The 22,377-nt window shown below is 53.4% G+C and carries 22 protein-coding genes; all 22 read right to left on the bottom strand.

The window, feature by feature from the left end; translation table 11 throughout:
- Positions 1–34: 34 nt before the first annotated feature.
- Complete coding sequence (locus CJP46_RS14385; protein ID WP_094596304.1) at positions 35–727, bottom strand: DnaD domain-containing protein; 693 nt, start codon at positions 725–727, stop codon at positions 35–37.
- 20 nt (positions 728–747) lie between these two features.
- Positions 748–2,043, bottom strand: coding sequence for an asparagine--tRNA ligase (asnS, locus tag CJP46_RS14380; protein ID WP_094596303.1), 1,296 nt, complete (start codon positions 2,041–2,043; stop codon positions 748–750).
- 44 nt (positions 2,044–2,087) lie between these two features.
- Positions 2,088–3,290, bottom strand: a complete 1,203-nt coding sequence (locus CJP46_RS14375; protein WP_094596302.1) for an acetate/propionate family kinase — start codon at positions 3,288–3,290, stop codon at positions 2,088–2,090.
- Positions 3,287–4,159 (bottom strand): 3-hydroxyacyl-CoA dehydrogenase family protein, encoded by an 873-nt coding sequence (locus CJP46_RS14370; protein WP_094596301.1) that lies wholly within the window; start codon positions 4,157–4,159, stop codon positions 3,287–3,289. Before CJP46_RS14370 ends, CJP46_RS14375 begins: the two co-directional genes overlap by 4 nt.
- 124 nt (positions 4,160–4,283) lie before the next feature.
- On the bottom strand, positions 4,284–5,786 hold the full coding sequence (locus CJP46_RS14365; RefSeq protein WP_094596300.1) for an AAA family ATPase: 1,503 nt from the start codon (positions 5,784–5,786) through the stop codon (positions 4,284–4,286).
- Positions 5,786–6,310 (bottom strand): hypothetical protein, encoded by a 525-nt coding sequence (locus CJP46_RS14360; RefSeq protein ID WP_094596299.1) that lies wholly within the window; start codon positions 6,308–6,310, stop codon positions 5,786–5,788. The genes CJP46_RS14365 and CJP46_RS14360 overlap by 1 nt, the downstream gene beginning before the upstream one ends.
- A gap of 458 nt (positions 6,311–6,768) precedes the next feature.
- Entirely contained in the window at positions 6,769–7,287 is a 519-nt protein-coding gene (locus CJP46_RS14355) for a cell wall elongation regulator TseB-like domain-containing protein (RefSeq protein ID WP_094596298.1), read from the bottom strand.
- Between the two features lie 40 nt (positions 7,288–7,327).
- Positions 7,328–8,656 carry an amidohydrolase gene (locus tag CJP46_RS14350; RefSeq protein WP_094596297.1) on the bottom strand — a complete coding sequence of 443 codons (1,329 nt, stop codon included), beginning with the start codon at positions 8,654–8,656 and terminating at the stop codon, positions 7,328–7,330.
- Complete coding sequence (locus CJP46_RS14345; RefSeq protein WP_094596296.1) at positions 8,628–9,296, bottom strand: redox-sensing transcriptional repressor Rex; 669 nt, start codon at positions 9,294–9,296, stop codon at positions 8,628–8,630. The genes CJP46_RS14350 and CJP46_RS14345 overlap by 29 nt, the downstream gene beginning before the upstream one ends.
- A 119-nt stretch (positions 9,297–9,415) precedes the next feature.
- Positions 9,416–12,277 (bottom strand): ATP-dependent DNA helicase DinG, encoded by a 2,862-nt coding sequence (gene dinG / locus CJP46_RS14340; protein ID WP_094596295.1) that lies wholly within the window; start codon positions 12,275–12,277, stop codon positions 9,416–9,418.
- 153 nt (positions 12,278–12,430) lie between these two features.
- Positions 12,431–13,060: a tetratricopeptide repeat protein gene (locus CJP46_RS14335; protein ID WP_094596294.1), complete on the bottom strand. Its 630-nt coding sequence runs from the start codon at positions 13,058–13,060 to the stop codon at positions 12,431–12,433.
- A 136-nt stretch (positions 13,061–13,196) separates the two neighbouring features.
- Positions 13,197–13,580 (bottom strand): aspartate 1-decarboxylase, encoded by a 384-nt coding sequence (gene panD / locus CJP46_RS14330; RefSeq protein ID WP_094596293.1) that lies wholly within the window; start codon positions 13,578–13,580, stop codon positions 13,197–13,199.
- A 3-nt stretch (positions 13,581–13,583) separates the two neighbouring features.
- Positions 13,584–14,471, bottom strand: coding sequence for a pantoate--beta-alanine ligase (panC, locus tag CJP46_RS14325; protein ID WP_094596292.1), 888 nt, complete (start codon positions 14,469–14,471; stop codon positions 13,584–13,586).
- Complete coding sequence (gene panB, locus CJP46_RS14320) at positions 14,468–15,340, bottom strand: 3-methyl-2-oxobutanoate hydroxymethyltransferase (RefSeq protein WP_094596291.1); 873 nt, start codon at positions 15,338–15,340, stop codon at positions 14,468–14,470. The genes panC and panB overlap by 4 nt, the downstream gene beginning before the upstream one ends.
- A 273-nt stretch (positions 15,341–15,613) precedes the next feature.
- Complete coding sequence (locus CJP46_RS14315; protein WP_094596290.1) at positions 15,614–16,588, bottom strand: biotin--[acetyl-CoA-carboxylase] ligase; 975 nt, start codon at positions 16,586–16,588, stop codon at positions 15,614–15,616.
- A complete protein-coding gene (locus CJP46_RS14310) occupies positions 16,575–17,840 on the bottom strand; it encodes a CCA tRNA nucleotidyltransferase (protein WP_094596289.1) in 1,266 nt (421 codons plus the stop codon). The genes CJP46_RS14315 and CJP46_RS14310 overlap by 14 nt, the downstream gene beginning before the upstream one ends.
- Before the next feature lie 30 nt (positions 17,841–17,870).
- Positions 17,871–19,034, bottom strand: a complete 1,164-nt coding sequence (gene bshA, locus CJP46_RS14305; RefSeq protein ID WP_179281171.1) for an N-acetyl-alpha-D-glucosaminyl L-malate synthase BshA — start codon at positions 19,032–19,034, stop codon at positions 17,871–17,873.
- Positions 19,035–19,233: 199 nt separating this feature from the next.
- On the bottom strand, positions 19,234–19,947 hold the full coding sequence (gene bshB1 / locus CJP46_RS14300) for a bacillithiol biosynthesis deacetylase BshB1 (protein ID WP_094596287.1): 714 nt from the start codon (positions 19,945–19,947) through the stop codon (positions 19,234–19,236).
- Complete coding sequence (gene mgsA / locus CJP46_RS14295; RefSeq protein WP_094596286.1) at positions 19,944–20,366, bottom strand: methylglyoxal synthase; 423 nt, start codon at positions 20,364–20,366, stop codon at positions 19,944–19,946. Before mgsA ends, bshB1 begins: the two co-directional genes overlap by 4 nt.
- 18 nt (positions 20,367–20,384) lie before the next feature.
- Positions 20,385–21,185, bottom strand: a complete 801-nt coding sequence (gene dapB, locus CJP46_RS14290; protein ID WP_094596285.1) for a 4-hydroxy-tetrahydrodipicolinate reductase — start codon at positions 21,183–21,185, stop codon at positions 20,385–20,387.
- 121 nt (positions 21,186–21,306) lie between these two features.
- A complete protein-coding gene (locus CJP46_RS14285) occupies positions 21,307–21,843 on the bottom strand; it encodes a tetratricopeptide repeat protein (protein WP_094596284.1) in 537 nt (178 codons plus the stop codon).
- Positions 21,844–21,893: 50 nt separating this feature from the next.
- Positions 21,894–22,223 (bottom strand): nucleotide pyrophosphohydrolase, encoded by a 330-nt coding sequence (locus CJP46_RS14280; RefSeq protein ID WP_094596283.1) that lies wholly within the window; start codon positions 22,221–22,223, stop codon positions 21,894–21,896.
- Positions 22,224–22,377: the final 154 nt, after the last annotated feature.

Here is a 22,377-nt window from a genome sequence, read left to right as displayed (position 1 = left end):
TAACCGGAAAGGCACGCTTGCAACTGCTTCGATGTTAGGCTCTGCTGCCGCCGCGGAACTTCTGCGTGTAGGCCCTCGCGTCCTCCACACTCCGCACCCGGTTACGGCTCCATTCCAACAGAATCCGGTCTATGTACCGAAAATGAATCTTTCCGGCAAAAACCGCTTCCTTCAGCGCCATGCGTATGAGCTCTTCAGGGTAACGGTCCTGGTCCATCCAGCCCGAAATCGTTTCGCATTCCATCGGTGAAAGTGGACGGCCGAATTCCTTTTCAAAAACGGTAAACATATTGCCGCTGTCGGTTTCCGGCTTGGCCGCCTTCTTCATCCGTTTGTTCGTGGCCTGAGTGCGCTGCTTCTCTTCGCTCGCCAGGCACAGGCTCAGCTGATGATACAAACCGGACAGGTTGTACCGTTCATATTGAATACCGCGCAGCTCGTCCAGCTCCTCATCGATGGCGATGAACCCTGCCCTCATCAGCTTCTGCAGCGACTCTGCAATCGAATGGGTGCCGGATCCCGTAACCTCCTCCAGCTCTTCCATCGTCGGAAAATCCTTCTGCTCAACCTGCTTGAAGGCAATCAAGTGAACGAGCAGCATCGCTTCGCTGTCGGTCAGCTTCAGCTTGCGGTAATGGCGGAGCAGTACATACGGGATGACCGCCATGCCTGCCCCGAGTCCGGATGAAGCTCCCTCAGCCCATGTCTTCCAACCTGCATTGTCCATGAGCTCCACCTCTTCCGGCATTATGGGTACAAGCGGTACAGCGTCCGCGGGAATGGAATCGTCTCACGCACATGATCCAGCCCGCAAATCCAGGCTACCGTCCGTTCCAGTCCGAGACCAAAGCCGGAATGCGGCACCGTTCCATATTTACGCAGGTCCAAGTACCATTGGTAGGCGTCCGTGGACAGCTCATGCTCCTTGAAGCGTTCCTCCAGCAGCTCCGGATCGTCGATCCGCTGCGAGCCGCCAATAATTTCGCCGTATCCTTCCGGAGCGATCATATCGGCGCACAGCACCACATCCGGACGGTTCGGATCCGGCTTCATATAGAACGCCTTGATGCCGACCGGATAGTGCGTAATGAACACCGGCTTGTCATAGTTTTCGGCAATCGCCGTTTCATGCGGAGCGCCGAAATCTTCGCCCCATGGGATGTCAAAGCCTTTTCCATGCAAAAATTCAATCGCGTCATCGTAGGTGATGCGCGGGAATGGCGCCTTGATGTTTTCCAGCTTGGAAACATCACGACCGACCGCTTCCAGCTCTGTCCGGCAGTTTGTGACGACGGACTGCACCACATGCGAAATGAACTGCTCCTGCACGCGGAGACTCTCTTCGTGATCCGTGAAGGCCATTTCCGGCTCGATCATCCAGAACTCGATCAGATGACGGCGTGTTTTGGACTTCTCGGCCCGGAAGGTAGGTCCGAAGGAATATACCTTCCCGAGGGCCATGGCGGCGGCTTCCATATACAGCTGACCGCTCTGCGTGAGATAGGCGTCTTCCTCGAAATATTTCGTATGGAACAGGTTCGTCGTCCCTTCTGCGGACGTCGGCGTCAAGATCGGCGGATCCACCAGGGTAAAGCCGTTCTGGTCAAAGAACTCCTGCACGGCGCGGATAATTTCGGCGCGAATCACCAGAATCGCCCGCTGCTTGGACGATCTGAGCCACAAGTGGCGGTGATCCATCAGGAAGTCGACGCCATGCTCTTTCGGCGTGATCGGATAGTTCTCCGTAAGATGAATGATTTCGACATCCGTAACCGTCATCTCATAACCGGACGGACTGCGCGGTTCCTCGCGTACGATGCCTGTGACGTACAAGGAGCTCTCCTGCGTCAGACTCTTGGCGTCTTCCCACACTTTATCGGTGACTTCGCTCTTGACAACAACGCCCTGGATATATCCGGTGCCGTCGCGCAGCTGCAAAAATTGAATTTTACCGCTGGAACGCTTGTTGTTGATCCAGCTGCCAATCATGACGGTTTCACCTACGTGCTTGCTCACGTCACGAATTACACATTTGGTGGCCATGCCTCAATCTCTCCCTTAACTTTACTTGCCTGTATCACTTGAACCTAGACGTTCTGAACGATCCGGTTGGTATCGCGGGCGATCACCAGCTCTTCGTTCGTCGGAACGACCAGCACTTCCACCTTGGAGTTCTTCGAAGAAATGCGGCGCGGTTCGCCGGAACGGACGGCGTTCAGCTCTTCGTCCAATTCCACGCCCAGGTAAGTCAAATTTTCGCATACTTTTTTACGCAAAACAACCGAATTCTCACCGACGCCCGCCGTGAAGACGATCACATCCACGCCGTTCAGCGCGGCTGCGTAAGAACCGATGTATTTGCGCAGACGATATTCGTACATATCAAAGGCCAGCTTGGAATGGGCATCGCCCTTCTCCATGCCTTCAGTAATTTCGCGCATGTCGCTGCTGATGCCGGAAATAGCCAGCAGACCGCTGTGCTTGTTCAGCATGGAATTCACTTCGTTGACCGTCAGCTCTTCCTTGTTCATAACGTAAGGAACGATCGCCGGATCCAGGTCACCGCTGCGCGTACCCATCATCAAGCCTTCGAGCGGCGTCATGCCCATGGAGGTGTCAACCGATTTTCCGCCATCCACGGCGGTAAGGCTGGCCCCGTTACCGATGTGGCAGGTAATGATCTTCAGATCTTCGAGCGGTTTGTTCAGGAACTCCGCTGCCGCCTTGCTGACAAACTCATGCGAAGTGCCATGCATCCCGTAACGTCTGACTTTGTATTTGTTGTACAGCACTCTCGGGATAGCATACAAATAAGCCGTCTCCGGCATGGTCTGATGGAAGGCGGTATCGAACACGACAACTTGCGGAACGTTAGGCATATTCGCCTCCGTCGCTTTGATCCCCAGCATGGAAGCGGGATTATGAAGCGGCGCCAGGTCGAACAGCTGGCGGATTTTCGTTTTGGCTTCAGCATCCACCAAAGCGGATTCCTTGAAGAATTCTCCCCCGTGCACGACCCGGTGGCCGACCGCCTGGATTTCATCCACGGAATCGATCACGCCGTTCTCTTTATCCGTCAGCAGTCCCAGCACCTTGCGGATTGCCGTCGTATGCTCCAGAATTTCGCTGACCTCGGTCACGTCCGGGCGGCCCGTAGGTTTATGGGTAACGATGGATGATTCCATGCCGATCCGTTCAACGAGTCCTTTTGCAAGCACGCTTTCGTCAGTCATATCATACAGCTGGTATTTCAGCGACGAGCTGCCAGCATTAATTACTAAAATTTTCACACGCGGTCACCATCCTTGTCATACTTGAAGAAGCCTACGCCCGTTTTCACGCCCAAATGACCGGCACGAACCATTTTCTTCAGCACGATGGACGGGCGGTATTTCAGTTCGCCAAACTCGCGGAACATGCGCTCCAGCGCGGCCAGAACCGAATCCAGACCGAAGCGGTCCGCCATTTCAAGCGGTCCATGCTGGAACGAATAGCCGATCCGCATAGCATCGTCAATATCTTCAGCCGAAGCGACGCCTTCCTGCAGAATATGCAGCGCTTCGTTAATCATCAGGCAAATCATGCGGCTCGTCACAAAGCCTGGGGACTCATATACCATGATCCCTTTCTTGTCCACGACTTCTTCCACAAAACGCTTCGTTTCCCCAAACGTGGTGTCGGACGTCTTCAGGCCGCGGATAATTTCCACTAGATCTACCTTGCTGACGGGATGGATGAAGTGCATGCCGATGACCCGTTCCGGATACATCGTTGTGCTCGCGAGTTCCGTTAAGCTGAGCGTAGAAGTATTACTGGCGAGAATAATATGATTAGGGCAAACTTGATCCAGCTGTCCGAATACTTCCTTCTTCGCTTCCAGGTCCTCGGAAATCGTTTCAATGACCATATCGCAGCTTCCAAGCTCGGCAAAATGAATCACCTTCTGGATTCGGCCCAAAATGAGCTTTTTCTCCGCCTGGGTGATCGCCCATTTCTCGAGCTGCTTATCGAGGCTCGTTTCGATCATGCCGTACGAATAATCCAGCTTCTCCGGCGTCTTCTCGACCAGCAGAACGTCCAGCCCTCTGGCGGCCAGCATTTCGGCTATGCCCTGCCCCATCGTCCCTCCGCCGATGACACCAATTTTTTTAAAGTACATGTTTCTGCTCCACCTTCCATGGTCTTCTATATTTATTGTACCCTTCTTGTCGAAAAATACATTTACGACCCAACTTATAATAATAACGCAGCATTAAAAAAAAGTAAAAAAAAGAGCCAGCACATCAGGCTGGCAGCAGCGAAAACTCATGAAACAGCTTGCGGAATTGTTCGCCGGACAGCGTCTCTTCTGCCAGCAAAATATCCAGTGATTTGTCGAAAATAATCCGGTGCCGCTCCAGAAGGCTCCGGGTTCTGCCCATCAGATCCTCCAGAATCTCATTGTTCACCTTCATCAGCTCTTCGGTCGTAACCATATCCATGTTCACGATGCCCAGCGAGGTAAGGCCGGATCTCATCATCGTCTTGACGATGTCGAGCGCCTGTTCAAAGTCGTTACTCGAACCGGTACTGCGTCCGCCGTAGAAAATTTCCTCCGACGCCGCGCCGCCGAGAGCGATCATGATCTGCTCTTCCAGGAACGATTTCGTATACAGGTACTGCTCCGACTGCGGGTTATGGCGCACATAACCGAGCGCCTTGCCGCGAGGGCTGAGGGCCACTTGGCTGACACTGCCCGGACGCACCAGCTCTGCCATGATGGCATGTCCAAGCTCATGGATGGCAACGCGTTTCTTCTCTTCGATCGTCGATTCGCGGTCAGTGCGCTCACCCATCATCACCTTGTCGATGGACATGGACAGATGACGCTGCTCGATCTCTTTCAGACCTTCGCGCATCGTATAGATCGCGGCTTCGTTCATAACGCTCTCCAATTGGGCGCCGGAAAAGCCGTAAGATTCCTCGGCAATTTTATCGAGGCTGACTTCCTTATTCAGCGGCTTGTTCTTCGCATGCAGCTCCAGGATGTGCTTACGCCCCTTCTTGTCAGGCAGGTCCACCTGGATATGCCGATCGAACCGCCCCGGACGAAGCAGCGCGCTGTCCAGCATTTCCTTGCGGTTGGTCGCCGCAATCAGAAGGATTCTCGGGCTGTCCGACGAATAGATGCCGTCCATCTCGGTCAGCAGCTGATTCAGCGTCTGGTCGTATTCGCGCTGCTGTCCGCCTTCGCGCTTGCCCCCGATGACGTCGATCTCATCGATGAAGATGATCGCGCTCTGCTTGTTTTCCTTGGCCGCCCGGTTTCTCGCATCACGGAACAAATCCCGGACGCGCCCCGCGCCGACGCCGACGTACATTTCCACAAACTCACTGCCGGATGCGGCAACGAATACCGAATCTGTGTAATGAGCGGCGGCCTTGGCCATCAGCGTCTTCCCTGTTCCGGGAGGGCCTGTCAGCAGAATCCCCTTCAATGGGCGGATGCCGAGCTTCTGAATTTCATCATGACGGATCAGAAAGTCCAGAGCTTCGCGCAGCTCCTGCTTGGCATTTTCCTGGCCGCCGATTTCTTCAAAAGTCAGCTTCTTCGGCCCGCCCTTTTTACGCTTGCGTTCCGATGCGGCGCCAACCGTCAGGCCGCCTCTCATGTTGGTCATAAACAGCAGTCCGCCGATCATCAGGCCGGCAATAATGAGAGGAACGATGTTGACCCCTATGAAGGCCAGAAAAATGAATAATACCGGCACAAATCCGATCAGCACTTCCTTCAGCAATCTAGGCATTATTCCCACACTCCCATCTTGCCGGGATCACGGGGCAGAACAAGAAACTTGCTTGAGCTGCCGTCAGTCAGCGTAATATATACATTTTTCATGTCCATTTCGGCTTTCGTTTGAATTCCGGAACCCTTGGCCAAATCTTGCAGCTTCACCGGAATTTCCGTATATCGCTTGTTTTCCATCGCTTCTGCGACGGAGAACATCGCTTTATCCCAATACTGGTTCAGCTTGTCCGATGAATGATCCACAAAATCGAACTTCAGCGTCCGGGTGCCGACAACAGATTTGCCCTCAGTGGAAATTTTATCTGCCAAATCGGCCAAATTCACGTTTGGCTTCAAATCGAGTTTCAAATCCACCTGATCGCGGGTAATATTAAAATGTGCGTTATTCACGCCCTGATAATTGCTGACGATTTTTTGCAGCGGACCCTGCAGGGTCGTTTGCCGATAAAAGAACCAGCCGCCAAACAGTACAGCAGCCGCTATCACAACAGTTAAAATAATAGGCAATGGACGCAATTTCACTAGATGTCCCCCTTTCGAAATGTAAAGCAAAAAAAGCTATCAATCGATATGAAAAGTAATATTTCGTAGGCGGTTAAAGTCCATAGTCGGTCACCCGGCTTCTGTTCTTCGCGATTCATCGAATTGTTTTTGCGCTAAGCGCAAAGCGAAAGAACCTCGTCGTTCAAAACACGCGTCTGACCGCACTTCTATAAAATGTTTTTCTGTAAAGAGCAGAAATCATCTTCCAAACTGAAGCGGGCTTCTGAATCTTTGTGAAAAACGCTATCCTCTAATTATAGTACAATCCGGGCTGTTCGTCATATATATCTCTTTAATACAAATAAAAGTATATCACATTGTATATACTAAATCGAAGGTAATGTGTGAATATATTTTAAATATTATCCTTTTCAAACCAAAGAACCCCATTTTAAGAATGGGGTTCTTTTCTGCATGCTATGGCCGCATCTTGCAAGTTACCGATTGGGCAGTGTGAACGGACTGCCGATTTCCGTCCCGTCGCTGAACCGGTAAAATTGATAGTAATAGTGATCCTTCACTTTGTAGAACAGCTGCCATACGTATTCTCCGTTATAGACACCCGGTACGAGACGCATATCGTTAATACCGGGGATGGAGCTTTTGATTTTGGCTTTCATTTTCTCTTTGGACATACCGCTGCTCAAGAGCTCTTGATGTATCGTATTCTGGCCTTCTTTTGGCTTTCCCTGATCGGTAAACTGTACCCAGACCATAACCTCCTGGCCGGACTTGTTTGTCCCTTCCACAACCCAGTAGATGCTGTTCTGATCCCATACCGACTTTTGGGCATCGGCGGCAGACACGATTCCTGCCTCCTGCTTCGCCTTGGCAATAGCGGTGTCCTTTTCACTCCATTGATCCTGCAGCACGTAAATAAAATAACGGTAAGCGCCGAAAATGATCAGCAGCAGGGCGACAATGCCGAGAAAGATCCATCTTTTCTTGTTCTTCAACCTGAACTTCCTTTCTAAAACATGAGGTAATCATCCCGTTTTACCGGGAGAGAAGACCTTCAAAAGCCGCTTGGGCTTCCCTGCGGATCCGCTCCTCGTCCAGGGTGAGACAGCTGCCGTGCTTTACGACCTGCTTCCCGTCTACCCAGACGTGCTCGACGTCCTTGGCACTGGCCGAATAAATGACATGAGATATGAAATCCGTGCGCGGCAGGAAATGTGCCTGATCGGTGTTCACCGCGACAAAATCCGCTTTCATGCCGGGTTCAAGCGCGCCGACATCCTTCAGGAATATGGATTGGGCTCCGTAGATGGTGCCCATTCGCAGCGCTTCCGCCGCGGGAATCGCTGTCGGGTCTCCCGAGACGCCTTTATGTATCAAAGCGGCCAGGCGCATTTCTTCAAACATGTCCAGGTTGTTGTTGCTCGCCGCACTGTCGGTTCCCAGGGATACCGTAATGCCCGCCTGCATCATGTCGGTGACGCGGGCCACACCGCTCGCCAGCTTCAGATTGCTGCCCGGGTTGTGAGATACCGTCACGTGATGCTTCGCCAAAATGTCGATTTCCTCGTCCGTCAAATGCACCGCATGGGCCAGAATCGTCGGACGTGAGAACATGCCCAGCTTCTCCAAATGAACCGCCGGACGCGTGCCGTAATCACGTATGTTCTGCTCCACTTCCGCCTTGGTTTCCGACATGTGCGTATGCATCGGCAGATCCAGGTCATGAGCCGCCTGAACGAACTTCTCGATAAAATCGGGAGGGCAGGTGTACGGCGCATGCGGAGAAATCATCGCCGTGATTCGGCCGTCCGCTTGACCATGCCAGTCCTTGGCGAACTGGATGGCTTCGTTCAGCTTGTGCCGCTGTACATCTTCCGGGCACAGACCGATGACGCCGCGGGTCAGCGCGGCGCGCATGCCGGATTCAGCCACCACTTTGCCCACCTGATCCATATGATCGTACATATCGAGGAACGTCGTCGTACCGCCCTTCAGCATTTCAAGCACCGACAGCGACGTCCCCCAGTAGACGTCGCTGGACGTGAATTTCGCTTCCATCGGCCACATTTTCTCCTGCAGCCATTCCTGGAGCACCATATCGTCTCCGTAACCGCGTAGAAGCGACATGGCGGTATGTCCATGGGTATTGATCAGCCCCGGCATGAAAAATAAATGCGTGCCGTCGACGACCTGAACGCCTTCCTCCAACTGCGGCTCCTCTTCGCCTATGTAGGTGATGCGGTCTCCCTCAATCACCATGTAGCCGTGCAAAACGGGCTGCTCCGGCCGCAAAACGGCAAAGCTGCCGTTCTTGATTACCCATTTTGGGGTGGCGCTATTGGAGCTCTTCAAATTGTCCGTCATCTTCCGTGTCGTCCTTTCCGTTATTCAAATAATAAGCCAGGCTGAGCAAATCCGTCGTAAAATCGGCGGCATGGATCCGGATGTTTGCCGGCGCCTTCAAAATGGTCGGCGCAAAGTTCAGAATCGCCTCAATGCCGGACGCAATCAGCTGGTCTGCGACGTTTTGCGCTTCGAAATCCGGGACGGTAATGATCCCGATCCGGATATTTCTGCTTTGTATCGTTTCTTTCAGCTCATCCATGGCCTGTACCGTCAAGGTGTTGATCCGCGTGCCGATTTTGGACGGATTGGCGTCAAACACGGCCACGATCTTTATATTTTCCTTCAGGTAAAGGTTATAGTTGGACAAAGCTTGACCAAGATTCCCCGCTCCGACCAGGACCGCGTTGATCTGCTGGTCCAAATTCAGAATTTGACGGATCTTCTCGATGAGATAGGAAACGTCGTACCCTATCCCTTTACGGCCAAAATCCCCGAAATACGCCAAATCCTTGCGGATTTGCGCCGGGTTGAGATCCAGCTTCTGCCCGAGCTCCTGGGAGGAGACCGTAGCCACCTCCCGCTTGTTCAGCTCATTTAGATATCTAAGATATATAGGCAATCTGCGGACAACCGCCTCGGATATTTTCTCCGATTTCATGCATGTTCCCCCTATTGAACGGCTTGAATATTTATCGTTTGGTTATATTGATTGAACTAAAGTTTTGCATTGAACTTCCTGTTCTAACCGCTTTAGTTCATTCTATCTAATGAAATCATTTAAGACACACCATCCTGATGAAGCCATTCAGAGATGCGCGGAACCATCTGGTCTGTCTGCATATGCTCCATTTTCGGGCCAGGCAGCGAGTACAGGAAGTATTTCCCATAATACGATTCAATGACGCGTGTATCGTATACGATGACGATGCCCCGGTCATTGGCGGTGCGGACCAGCCGTCCGAAGCCCTGCTTGAAGCGGATGACGGCCTGCGGGACCGACAGCTTCATGAACGGGTTCTTCTTCTGGCGCTGCAGCAGCTCGCTCTTCGCTTCCACCAGCGGATGGTTCGGAGGCTGGAACGGGAGCCGCACGATGGCTAGGCAGGTCAGTGCTTCACCAGGAATGTCTACGCCTTCCCAGAAGCTGCTCGTCCCGAGGAGCACCGATGCGCTGCTGTCCGTAAACCGCCGGATCAGCTTCGTGCGGCTGCCGCTGTCCACGCCCTGTCCGATTACGGCGATGTCGCTTAGCGACAAGGCTTCTTTCAGCGGCTCGTATACCTGGCGCAGCATCCGGTACGAGGTGAACAGCACCAACATCCGGCCGTGGGTCGCAATCGCGGCGTCCGCCAGCGAGCGGGCCAGCGTTTCAACGAAACGGGCATCACCTACGCTCCCCTTCACACTTGGAAAATCCCGTGGGATGACGAGCAGCGCTTGATCCCTGTACCGGAACGGGGATGGAAGCAGGACCGTCACGAGACGCCCGCTGTCCTGGTCTTCCTGCAGCCCCAGGTTATCGATCATATACTGGAACGATTTATCTACAGATAAGGTAGCGGACGTCAGTATGACGCTTTTTTTCTTGTCAAAAAACAGTTCCTTGAGCTGCTTGCTGACGTCTACGGGAACGGCGTACAGCTGAAGCGATTTGCTGCGGAATTGACCGCTCGCTTCCATCCAGTACACGACGGTTTCATCGTTCAGCGTCATGAAGAACCGGAGATTCTCCCGCTCCGAGCTGAGGTCCTTGAGCAGCCCGCCGAGATCGGTAATCAGGCTGTCGGAACCGTAATCATCCTGCTCCTCCTTGTATTCGGCCAGCATCTTCTCGCCTTTGCGGACGATTTCCCCAACCTTTACAAAGATCTGGTTTTCGATCGCCGCCAGCGTTTCCCACTCTTTCGGCTTCTTCCCTGGTTGCAGGCGCAGTGTGTACTGGCCGCCATCCCCAGGAGCAGCGTCGCTCCGCTCCGGGAGCAGGCCGAACAGCATTTCGCTCAGCTTGTCCCAGTGCTCTTTGACATCGACCAAATCCTCGCTCATCCGGTCGATGACAGCGATCCATTCACCGGCCCGCTCAAAGGCCGAAGAATGCAGCAGCTGGCGCAGCGCCGGCAGCTGTCCGCTCCGGCTGTCCTTATAGAGCCGGGTCAGCGTATGGACGACGGTAAAGTACTTCATATGAAGTCCAAGATGCTTGCCGGCAACGTCTTCCAGGTGATGGGCCTCGTCGATCACGAGCCGTTCGTAGGAAGGCAGCAGCTGATGGCCTGCCTTGACGTCCGTAAACAGCTTGGAATGATTCGTTATGACGACATCCGCGATTCCGGCTTCATGCTTGGCCCGGTGGTAATAGCATTTCCGGAACCAAGGGCAGGAACGGCCCAGACAGGAGTCCGAATCGCTGCTTACGGTCTCCCAGAAGTCTCCCGCACGGCCGCCGAGGCTCAGCTCCTCGTCGTCTCCCGATTCGGTCTGGGCCAGCCAGACGATCATCTGTGCGGCTGTGATGGTGTCTTCCTTCGGATTGATAAAGTCTCTTCTGTTTATTTTATGTTCAAATTTTCTCAAACACAAATAGTGCTGTCTGCCCTTAAACACGGCTGCTTTAAAAGGGAACGGCACGACCTGCGTCAGCAGAGGGATATCCCTCTCCCGGAGCTGCTCCTGCAAGTTGATCGTATGCGTACTGACCATTACCTTCTGGTCCTGCTTTACGCTCTGATAAATCGAGGGGATCAGGTAGCCGAGCGACTTCCCCGTCCCGGTCCCGGCTTCGATCAGCAGATGCTTATCTTGATCCAGCGCATTCATAACGGCGCCAAACATGATCGTCTGCGGCTCGCGTTCCTCGTAATGAGGCATAATATCGCGCAGCCGCTTTTCGATTTCGCCCAAATATTCCTTGAACTCAACACCTTTGAGCGGATTGTCGTCCACGTCATCGCGCGGAGGCGCCATCTCGGTCCAATCTTCGACCTTAAGCGCCAGCTGGCGGTAGAAGGTATGGCTGTTCAAGTCCTGGGCGGGTTCTCGCTCCTTCTCCTGGCAAAGACCGTCGAAATACCAGCCGAGATCGCTGTCTTCATCGGCAAACAGCTCGGCCAGCCGCTGCAGCGTAATCAAAGGCAGGCTGTTCAGCTCATCCAGGCACTTCAGCAGCACGTAAGCCGTTGCCAAAGCGTCGCTGTCGGCCTGATGCGGCCGGTCATGCTGAAGCCCGAAGTGGCCGGTCACCATGCCCAGCTGGTAAGAGGTTAGTGAAGGAAAGCATATTTTGAGCAAATCGAGCGTGTCCATAATGCGTCCCGAGAACGGCAAATAACCGCACCGGTCAAGTGCGTTTTGCAAAAAATTAAAATCAAAAGCCACATTATGCCCCACCAGGACCACGTCGTCGAGCAGCGGCACAAGCTCCATCATCATTTCTTCCAGGGCAGGAGCACCGGCTACATCCTCATTCGTAATGCCGGTAAGTCCCGTAATAAACGGAGGGATTTCGATGCCCGGGTTGACATAAGAGCCATACACCTTTGAAATCGTCCCATCCTCTTCTATAATGGCAAGTCCAACTTGAATGATTTCATCTGCGGACTGGTTGCCTGTCGTTTCGAAGTCAAGTACGGCAAATTTCATGATTCCTAAATCCTTTCGTCCAGTCTCCTTAACAGCATAACAGAAGATTTCACATTTGAAAATTCAAGGAAGGAAAAACTTGAACTTCCGTTTTTATAGAAAAAGACGACACCCGGCGCTTTCGCAGCAGCGGGTATCGTCTCCTCACATCCATTACATCAGCGATATTAACTGGCTTCCATACTGAAGCTGACCGCACTGTTGCTGGCAAACCTGCAAATTCATAAGCGGATCCGGGAACGAAGGATCATGCGAAAGCGCCAAGGTAAAATAATCCTGAGCCTTGCCAGGTTCCCCCTGCATCGCTTCCACGCAGCCAAGCGCATTCAGGATCATCGCCTTCAGCTTGGGATGCTGAGCAAGCGGCAAAATCCACTGGAAATGATGGCGCGCTTCCGCCGGCTCCTCCAGATGCAAATACGCCATGGCCAGGTACATCCGGGCCAAAAAGCTGTCGGGGAATTCGAGGATCACCTGAGCAAATTGCTGGGCCGCCTGCCTGTACATGAGCAGCTTGAAATATCCCTGCCCCCGGATAAAGGAATCCATCTCGACCTCGGGCGTTTCGTGCTGCGGTAACACAGGCGCGATCTTGGCCTGCTCCCGGAAAGCGCCCATTTTCTCTTCAAAAGATAACCATTCTTCTATGATGCCGTCGCTCATCGTTTTGAGCAAATTCCACTTTTGGATCAGCTGATGCTTCTGGGCCTCCTGCGCTGTGGGGTAATGTTTCACGATTTCGTCTAACATGTTGTTCATTTCCGCGAATACATGCTGAAACATGGCTGCATCCCACCTTAAACAAAAATGAAATCAGTGCGGTCACCTGAACTCATTTTTTGTTAACCGGAGCTTTTTCATTCCCATTACGGGTTGCCATTCCTTGTCTCATATTCCCTCGCACACACAGGCTGGATTTTTAAATGATCGTGGCGTGAACCTCTTTGTTCATCGTGTTCATCGGCTTGTTGGATTCGTTCACAAAAACTACCGTCGGCTGGTGGTTTTTGATTTCCTCATCGGACATGACGGCATAGGATATAATAATGACAGTGTCGCCAGGCTGGACCATACGGGCTGCCGCCCCGTTCAAACAGATGACGCCGCTGCCGCGTGGACCGGGAATGACATAGGTTTCAAGCCGTGCCCCGTTGTTGTTGTCCACCACCTGTACCTTTTCGTTCTCCAAAAGGTCGGCGGCTTCCATCAAATCTTCATCTATCGTTATGCTTCCCACATAATTCAAATTGGCTTCGGTGACGGTCGCACGGTGGATCTTGGATTTCATCATCGTTCTGTACATCGGTCAATACGCCTCCTTAGGGTTGAACAAACGGTTATCGATCAGGCGCGTCCGTCCGAAACGGACGGCAAGAGCCAACAGAACGGCCTCGTCCTTCCGGCTGATTTCTCCGTCCTCGGGATACGGCAGGAGCGAAGGGAACGAAACGACCTCGGCGTACTCGATGTCCGCCAGCGGAGACTGGCTGATAACGCCCTGCAACAGGTTTCGAATGTCACCGGCGGTTACTGCCGCCCCCTGTCTCACAGCGTCCTCCGCTTCGCGCAGAGAGCGAGACAGCACGAGAGCCTGCCGACGTTCCTCTTCGCTCAGGTAAACGTTGCGCGAACTTAAAGCCAAGCCGTCCTCCTCCCGCACAATCGGGCAGGGAACGATCTCTACGTTCATGTTGAGATCCTGTACCATCTGCTGGAGCACGGCGACCTGCTGTACGTCCTTCATGCCAAAATAACCTTTATCGGGCCGAACAATGTTGAACAGCTTGCTAACCACCGTCGTCACACCGTCAAAATGTCCCGGACGGGAGGCGCCGCACAGGCGGGTCGTAATATCCGACACCATAATTTTGGTCTTGGTCGGCTGCGGATACATCGTTTCCACCGACGGAAGGAATACCAGATCCGCTCCTTCCGCTTCGGCCAGCGCCAGATCTCTTGCCTCGTCACGCGGGTATGTTTCGTAGTCCTCGCCCGGCCCAAACTGGATCGGGTTGACGAAAATACTGACAACGACGATACCGTTATCTTCGCGGGCACGACGGATTAAGCTGGCGTGCCCCTCATGCAGATATCCCATCGTTGGAACCAGGCCGATCGTGGCGTCCGGTCCCAAATCTATGTGTAGCGCCCGTATACTGCTGCGCAGTTCCTCAATCGTTCTTACAGCTTTCATGAGTGCCCCACCTTCTCCTTTCCTTTGCCGTACAAGTTCTCGACAACCTGGTCGTCTGCCGTAAATACGTGGGTTTCATCCGGAAAAGAGCGGCTCTTCACGTCATGAACGTATTGGCTGATCCCGTCGCGGACGATTGTACCGATGTCACCATAGGTTTTGACAAAACGCTTGTCGCGATACGGGGATGCATACTTAAACAAATCATGGAAAACAAGCACCTGACCGTCGACATAACGCCCGGCACCAATACCGATGGTCGGAATCGACAGCTGCTCGGAAATATAGCGGGCCACTTCCTCCGTCACGAGTTCAAGCACGACGCCGAAGGCTCCTGCTTTTTCGAGCGCCTTCGCATCTTCCAGCAATCTGGCGGCATCCGCTTGGTCTTTTCCCTGAATGCGGTACCCGCCAATTTGGTTGACCGACTGCGGTGTCAAACCGATGTGGCCGAGCACGGGAACGCCTGCTTTGACGATCGTTTCCACCGCGGCGCAGATTTCGCGTCCGCCTTCCATCTTCACCGCATGGGCATGACCGTCCTGCATCAGACGCTTGACGTTGACCAGCGTGCTGTCGATGCTTCCGTGATACGTCATAAACGGCATATCGGCCACGATAAATGTATGCCCGGCTCCTCTGACGACCGATCTCGTATGGTACACCATGTCATCGATCGTCACCGGAAGCGTGGAATCATAACCGAGCACCACGTTTCCAAGCGAATCACCGACCAGGATCATGTCCACGCCGGCTTCCTCCGCCAAGCTGGCCGAAGGATAGTCATATGCAGTGACCATCGTGAGCGGAACGCCATCCGCCTTCATCTTTTTCATCTTCACAATATTCAGTGGTTGTTTGTTTGCCATTGTGCTTGTTCCCCTTTCGATTGATGTGAGAATAGGATAAAAAAACAAAAAAACCTTTTAGTGAATCACTAAAAAGGTCCGAAAGGGCGTAAAGGGTCACTTGCGATCGTCCCTTCTGTCTCGGTCCTTCCGGCTCAGAGCAGAATCCAACGTAACGGCAATATTCCATTTGCAGTTATGAGGGTGTTCTTCTAACAAAAACATGCAGAGTGCAGTTCGATCATCCGCCGATACCGCCTCTACATGTAAGTATACCAAAAGTTCAACAAATTTTCATCGTCTAAGTTCGACATCTCCGGAAAAAACAGGAATCTGCTCGCCAGAGTCGGTTCGAACCCGAAGCGCACCGCTTGCATCCAGCCCGTCGGCCATACCTTCGATTTCCCCGCGCGATGTGTAAATCGACACGCGTTTGCCCATCGTTACCGACAGCGCCTCCCACAACGAGGCGATCGGCTGAAATCCGTCATTGCGGTACAGCTCGTACAGCATTTCAAACTCCTCCATCACCGAAGCGATAAGGGACATCCGGTCGACCGGCTCACCCGCCTCGATTTTCAGGGAAGTTCCGATCCCGGACAATTCTTCCGGATAATCGTCACGGTCCAGATTGGCGCTGATCCCGATGCCGGCAATGCAGTACCGGACATGCTCGTCCTCAGCCGCCGACTCCAGTATAATGCCGCATATCTTTTTACCGTCAACCAACAGGTCGTTCGGCCACTTCAGGCCGGCCATGACGCCGGTCACCTTACGCACCGCCCGGCACACCGCCACTCCGGTCAGGAGCGTAAGCTGGGGCGTGTAATGAAGTGGCTGCTCGGGCCGGAGCACCAGACTCATCCAGATGCCTTTACCGTAAGGTGAAAACCATTTACGGCCCAATCTTCCCTTGCCGCCGGTTTGTTCTTCGGCAATGACCAGGGTGCCTTCAGGGGCCCCCTCCTCGGCCAGCGCTTTCGCTTCTTCCTGTGTCGAAACCGTCGTTCCCAAAATTTTCAGCTGCGATCCCATCACCTTGGACTGCATCCGCTGCGTCAGCTCCAGCTGGTCCAGCAAATCCGGCTTGCTGACAATCCGATAGCCTTTATGGGGAACCGCCTCAAACTCGTAACCTGCCTCACGGAGCTTGTTGATCTGTTTCCAAACCGCAGTTCTGCTGACCGACAGCCGCCGGCTGATCTCCTCGCCCGAAACAAATTCATCCGTATTCAGCAGTATATCCAAAAGGGTCTCAGACTTTTTCATCGGTAACCATCACCCGTCTCATTTCTTCAGTCAAATCCAATTTCGTATTGGGTAGATGGCCTGCCGCCGCTTTAAACAGCAAATGCTTAAGCAGTTCTCCCACCCAAGGTCCGCCTTTCTTGCCCGAAATCGCGATCACATCGGAGCCGCTGATCTCGAGGTCGTGCAGGCGGAAAATGTTCATTTCGTCCATCCATTCCTGCCCATGGGCCAGCAGCTCATCTGCTGCCGTATTCCTGCTCTCCTGAGGCAGCACGGAGCAGAGCAGGAGCCAGCGCCGTGCAGATTCCTGACCATACTTCAGCACCAGCCCTACCCACTGCTCCCTGAGATTGGCCTCGCCGTTTATACCCTTTACCTTTTCGTCCAAATCCAGCTGTGCCTCAACCCTCTCACGGGCATCGTTGGAAAACGTATACTGGCGCATCAGGTTTCCGGCTTCCTGCCCGGATAAGCCGCAGGCCTTCATAAGCAGTGCCCATCTGACAGCCGCCTCCGAAGACGGAATGTCGTCGATCCTGGACAGCAAGCGGACCGAAGGCGTATATGTAACCGGCACCCTTGCTTTTTCCAGCAATCGGCTCCGCCCCAGAAGGTTCAGACCAAGAAAAGGATGGGGGCCTTCCATCATTTTGTCCAGTTCCGCCCGAATCCGCTCCAGCGCAATATACTGGATTCCGCTTTTCTCTTCCAGAAGGCCCTTCCAGGTGTTAAAAGCAATCCGGTAGCCGAATACCGAGGCAAAGCGGATACAGCGCACCATACGTAGGGCATCTTCCTGGAACCGGACGCGCGCCGCTCCTACGCAGCGAATAACGCCTTCCCGAATGTCGTCGGCACCATGGTAAGGGTCAACAATCCGGCCCTGCAGGTCACAGGCAATGGCATTCATCGTAAAATCACGGCGGCGCAAATCCTCGGTCAGATCACGCACAAAAGCCACTTCGGCTGGCCGGCGGTGATTCTCATAAGATCCTTCCACCCGGTATGTCGTAACCTCGAATGCGTAATTTCCGACCAAAACCGTGATAGTACCGTGCTCAATACCCGTCGGGACCGTCCGTTCGAAGAGCCCGGTTACTTCATCGGGGCGCGCCGAAGTCGTGATATCCATATCGTTGACCGGCCGGCCCATCAGTTCGTCACGCACACATCCGCCGACCCAATAGGCTTCATGCCCATGCGCTTCGAGGACAGACAGCACCTGCTCGGCGCAGCCGGCCATCCCGGCATCCGCCTGCTTCCATTTCATAGCCTTCCATGACCCCCTATTGTCTACCTCTTATCTGCATACCGCATCCAGCTGGGGCACCTCGCGTCCGAGAACGCGATAATAGATCTGTTCATACTTGCGTGTGATCAATGCGTCGGAAAATTCCCTGCATGCCCGGGTCAGGCAAGCTTCCCGGAACCGCGCGGCAAGGTCGCTGTCCGACAGCAGCCGAAGCACCTGGGCGGCCATCTGGTCCGTGTCTCCGATCGGCGACAGGAATCCGGTCTCGCCGTGAACGACCAGCTCGGGAATTCCTCCCGCCAGCGATCCCACCGTCGGAACGCCGCATGCCATAGCTTCCAGCGCGACCAGGCCGAAGCTTTCTTTTTCCGATGGGAGCAAAAGCACGTCAGCCAATGAGATGACCTGGGCGATCTCGTCCTGTTTGCCCAAAAAATGAACTTTGTGCTCCAGTCCGAGCTCCTTGATCTTGCATTGGACCTTCGGCAGCTCTGGACCTTCCCCGACAAACAACAGCTTGGAAGGTATCCGTTCGTTGACCTTGGCAAAGATATCCACGACGTCTCCGACCCGTTTGACCGGACGGAAATTGGAAATATGCATCAGAATTTTCTCATTCGGTTCGGCAAAATCACCGCGGAGCGACGTCGTATCGCGCGGATAATAGATTCGCTTATCCACAAAATTGTATGTCAGATCGATATCGCGGCTGATGTCCAGAACTTCGCGGGTTTCCCGGATCAAGTCGCCGGAAACCGCGGTGACCGCATCGCTTTCGTTAATCGCCAGGCGAATCAGGTCCTTCAGTGATTCGTCCTGGGCCAGTACCGTAATATCCGTACCGTGAAGCGTCGTGACGACCTTCAGGTTGCTTCCTACCATCTGCTTGGCCAAGAAGGCGCAGACCGCGTGTGGAACCGCGTAGTGGACATGCAGAATATCCAGCTGCTGCATATTGGCCACCTGTGCCATTTTGGTCGCTAGGGATAAGTCATATGGAGGATAGCGGAATACGTAATAATCACTGACTTCAACCTCATGATAAAAAATGTTTTTATGAAACTGCCCGCCAAGCCGGAATGGAATACTGTGGGCAATAAAATGAACCTGGTGGCCCTTTTCGGCCAGCAGCTTGCCGAGCTCGGTCGCGACTACACCTGAGCCTCCGAGCGACGGATAGCAGGTGATGCCAATTTTAAGTGATTGACCCAAGCTTCGTGTCCCCCCTTCTTCACATGCATTCTCTATATTATGTACCCAGAGAACAATAAAAACGTCTCGCGACGTATAATTTACAGCAGACAACCGCTCGAACCGGCGCATTTCTCTTGCGCGCTTTCAGCTTATAAAAAGTCAGAACTGAAATCAAGCATAAAGATTCGCGCTTGAAATCAGTCCTGTCTATCGGTCATTATAGAGAACCGGAAATAAACATGTCCACAACGTAAGGCGACTTGATCGCAAAACCTTCCGCATAGGGAATGAGCCTGCGCTGGCCGGTCAGCCGATCTCGGGATCTGACGCGTTCGACATATCCCTGATTCAGAGGAGTAACAACCGTATCCCCTTCAACCGGAGTCATCTCAAACTGCGACCGGTAGCAGAGGAGCGCCTGCTCCTTCATTTCCTGCTGTGCGGTAATATCCACCATCAAATCGGCTCTGCCCATATCATTAATGAAGTAAAAATACAGCTGCTCCACCTGAACGGGCGGCTTGTCCGGCATGTACCGGCGCAGCTTGGCGTTAAATACGGCTTCTTCCACCAGCTTGCTGCAGGCAACATGATCGGGATGGCGGTCCTCCCAATACGGAGCGAAAACGAGCCTCGGCGCATGACGGCGGATCTCCGCAGTGACGGCCTCCACATGCTCCGGGGTGATGAACAGTCCCCGGTCGGGAAGTCCAAGACTGCTCCGCATGGAAAGACCGAGCACACCAGCCGCGGCTGCCGCCTCCTGCTTTCTGCGCTCGACCGTCCCATTGGAGGACATTTCCGCATAGGTCAGGTCGCAGATCCCTATCTTAAGCCCGGCCTGCACATGCTTGATGATCGTGCCGCCCATCCCGATTTCGGCATCGTCCGCATGAGCGCCGAAAATCAGAATATCCAGCCGTTCGTTCATATTTCAGCACCCGGCTTATACTTATGTACCAGCTCGCGCCAGGCGAAATCCCCGCGGTCCAGCGCTTTGACCAAAATTTCGGCTGTTGCGATGTTGGTCGCAAGCGGAATTCCCTGCACGTCGCAAAGACGCAGCAGCGCATTGATGTCCGGCTCGTGAGGCTGTGCCATAAGCGGATCCCGCAAAAAGATAATAAGGTCCATCTCATTCTCGGCCACGAGTGCCCCGATCTGCTGGTCCCCGCCGAGCGGACCCGACATGAACCGGTGGATTTTCAGGCTGGTGCCCTCCATAATACGCTGTCCGGTCGTCCCTGTGGAATACAGCTGATTCCCCTCAAATACATGTTCATAAGCCGTGACAAAGTTGACCATCTCGTCTTTTTTTCGGTCATGTGCGATGAATGCGATTTTTAGCATGTTGTAACCCCTCCTGAACTACTCTATAAAATGGTCAAACCCGTAAACCATGCCCTCATAGGTCATAACCTTCTCAACAGCCATTTTCACGCCAGGCATGTATCCGGCCCGCTCATAGGAATCATGACGGATCTTCAGCGTTTGGCCAAAGCCTCCGAACAATACCTCCTGCTGGGCGAATACTCCCGGAAGACGGACGCTGTGGATACGAAATCCGTTATAATATCCCCCGCGCGAGCCTTCAATCGTCTCTTCCTCATTCGGATTGCCTTGGCGGATCTCCTGGCGGTTCTGGGCAATCATCTCAGCCGTTTTGATCGCCGTGCCGGAAGGCGCGTCCAGCTTCTGGTCTCCATGGAATTCCATGATTTCGAGATGAGGGAAATACTTGGCCGCCTGCGCCGCGAATTTCATCATCAGGATGGCCCCGATGGAAAAATTCGGAGCGATCAGACCGCCGATGCCCTTCTCCTTGCACTGCTTGTCCAACTCTTCGATTTGTTCCGGGGTGAAGCCCGTCGTGCCGATCACAGGACGAACCCCATGGGCAACGGCCAATGCCGTATTGGGGTAAGCGAACTGCGGCGTCGTAAAGTCCACCAGTACGTCCGGTTTTCCTTCGACCAGCGCCATCTCCAGATCGAAAGTAAGCTTAACGCCGCATTCCGGCAGTCCGGCCAAAGTGCCCGCGTCCGTCCCCTCTCCAGACCGTCCGACAGCGGCAACCAGCTCCAGATCGGGATCCTCGAGTACCAGTTTGACGACTTCCTTGCCCATTCTGCCGGCTGCTCCTGCGACGGCTACTTTGATGATTGACATGTGTAAGCTCCCCACTTTCTCAAGATTTATATAGAATGAACTAAAGAAAGTCCTTTTCTGACACGGAAAATGGTCCGGGGATCCAGAGATAACATGAGAAAAACTCTTTAGTTCATTCTATTTAGGTGGATGAATCGTATAAATACGAGTTAAGCCGGCCTTTTAACTGCTCCAGCATTTCCTGCAGGCCGTGGTCATGGGGGTGAAGAGCGATGACTTCCTTGATGGCCGATATGGCAAGCGCGTGCTCGTTCAGCTGGCTGTAGGCGAGCGCAAGCCAAATATACGCCTCCCCGTAGAGTGGGTCGAGCCGTACCGCTTCCTTCAAAATAGATACCGTCTCATACAATTGATTCGCAGGCGCTACTTCGGGAGAATCGATCGTCTTCTTCGCATCCTGCACGATGCGCATCGCCTGCAAATGCTGAACATACAAACCGTATTCCGGCTTATCGGGTGCGAGCCTGGAGGCTTCCAGCGCACGTTCCATGGCCTTATCCAGCCGGCTGCTTCTTGCATAGGTCACGGAGCATCTATAATGAATTTCTGCATCCTCGGGGTTCTCGGCGATCGCTGCTTCAAACCAATGAAGTGCTTCTTCAAAATCGTTTTGCAAAATACAATGGTAAGCCTTTTGGACAAAAGATTCGGACTGCATAGCTGCTCCCCCCGTTCAGGCGGTTTTCGTACAGCATATGTTAAATCCGCCTAATCGGTGTCCTTTTTCGTCCACCGGTCCTTGTCGCGCGTATTGAATTTGTGCATGACCTTGTTATGCGCTTCCGTCAGGTCGATCCCAAGCGAATTCGCAAAACACATGGTGATGAACAATATATCTCCGAGCTCGAGCTCAATGGAATTTTCCGCTTCGGAAGGCTTCTTCGGCTTTTCCCCAAATTGGTGGTTCACCTCACGGGCCAGCTCGCCGACCTCTTCGGACATTCTTGCAAGCATCGACAACGGACTGAAATATCCCTCTTTAAACTGGGAGATGTACCGGTCGACTTCCCGCTGCATCTCTGCCATTGATTTCTCCATGATACCGAACCGTCCCCCCTCTTTCGTATGTACAGCGCTTCCGGTCACGCCGGACGCTAGTTTACTCCATATGTTATCGCAAAGCGGAAATGAAAACAAATATTTTTTAATCCTCGGGGAAAAAGGTATACTATGGAATGGAGCGAAGAAAACC

It is taken from the genome of Paenibacillus sp. XY044 (genome assembly GCF_002257645.1).
GTDB lineage: Bacteria > Bacillota > Bacilli > Paenibacillales > Paenibacillaceae > Paenibacillus_AQ.
Note: the sequence above shows the minus strand (reverse complement) of the source record. Positions and strands in the feature narration are given on the sequence as shown.

Excerpts from the sequence above, each read along its gene's own strand:
- CJP46_RS14385 (WP_094596304.1), bottom strand. The coding sequence starts at position 727 with ATGGACAATGCAGGTTGGAAGACATGGGCTGAGGGAGCTTCATCCGGA.
- asnS (WP_094596303.1), bottom strand. The coding sequence starts at position 2,043 with ATGGCCACCAAATGTGTAATTCGTGACGTGAGCAAGCACGTAGGTGAA.
- CJP46_RS14370 (WP_094596301.1), bottom strand. The coding sequence starts at position 4,159 with ATGTACTTTAAAAAAATTGGTGTCATCGGCGGAGGGACGATGGGGCAG.
- CJP46_RS14365 (WP_094596300.1), bottom strand. The coding sequence starts at position 5,786 with ATGCCTAGATTGCTGAAGGAAGTGCTGATCGGATTTGTGCCGGTATTA.
- CJP46_RS14350 (WP_094596297.1), bottom strand. The coding sequence starts at position 8,656 with ATGACGGACAATTTGAAGAGCTCCAATAGCGCCACCCCAAAATGGGTA.
- CJP46_RS14345 (WP_094596296.1), bottom strand. The coding sequence starts at position 9,296 with ATGAAATCGGAGAAAATATCCGAGGCGGTTGTCCGCAGATTGCCTATA.
- dinG (WP_094596295.1), bottom strand. The coding sequence starts at position 12,277 with ATGAAATTTGCCGTACTTGACTTCGAAACGACAGGCAACCAGTCCGCA.
- CJP46_RS14335 (WP_094596294.1), bottom strand. The coding sequence starts at position 13,060 with ATGTTTCAGCATGTATTCGCGGAAATGAACAACATGTTAGACGAAATC.
- panD (WP_094596293.1), bottom strand. The coding sequence starts at position 13,580 with ATGTACAGAACGATGATGAAATCCAAGATCCACCGTGCGACCGTCACC.
- panC (WP_094596292.1), bottom strand. The coding sequence starts at position 14,471 with ATGAAAGCTGTAAGAACGATTGAGGAACTGCGCAGCAGTATACGGGCG.
- panB (WP_094596291.1), bottom strand. The coding sequence starts at position 15,340 with ATGGCAAACAAACAACCACTGAATATTGTGAAGATGAAAAAGATGAAG.
- CJP46_RS14315 (WP_094596290.1), bottom strand. The coding sequence starts at position 16,588 with ATGAAAAAGTCTGAGACCCTTTTGGATATACTGCTGAATACGGATGAA.
- CJP46_RS14310 (WP_094596289.1), bottom strand. The coding sequence starts at position 17,840 with ATGAAATGGAAGCAGGCGGATGCCGGGATGGCCGGCTGCGCCGAGCAG.
- bshB1 (WP_094596287.1), bottom strand. The coding sequence starts at position 19,947 with ATGAACGAACGGCTGGATATTCTGATTTTCGGCGCTCATGCGGACGAT.
- mgsA (WP_094596286.1), bottom strand. The coding sequence starts at position 20,366 with ATGCTAAAAATCGCATTCATCGCACATGACCGAAAAAAAGACGAGATG.
- dapB (WP_094596285.1), bottom strand. The coding sequence starts at position 21,185 with ATGTCAATCATCAAAGTAGCCGTCGCAGGAGCAGCCGGCAGAATGGGC.
- CJP46_RS14285 (WP_094596284.1), bottom strand. The coding sequence starts at position 21,843 with ATGCAGTCCGAATCTTTTGTCCAAAAGGCTTACCATTGTATTTTGCAA.
- CJP46_RS14280 (WP_094596283.1), bottom strand. The coding sequence starts at position 22,223 with ATGGAGAAATCAATGGCAGAGATGCAGCGGGAAGTCGACCGGTACATC.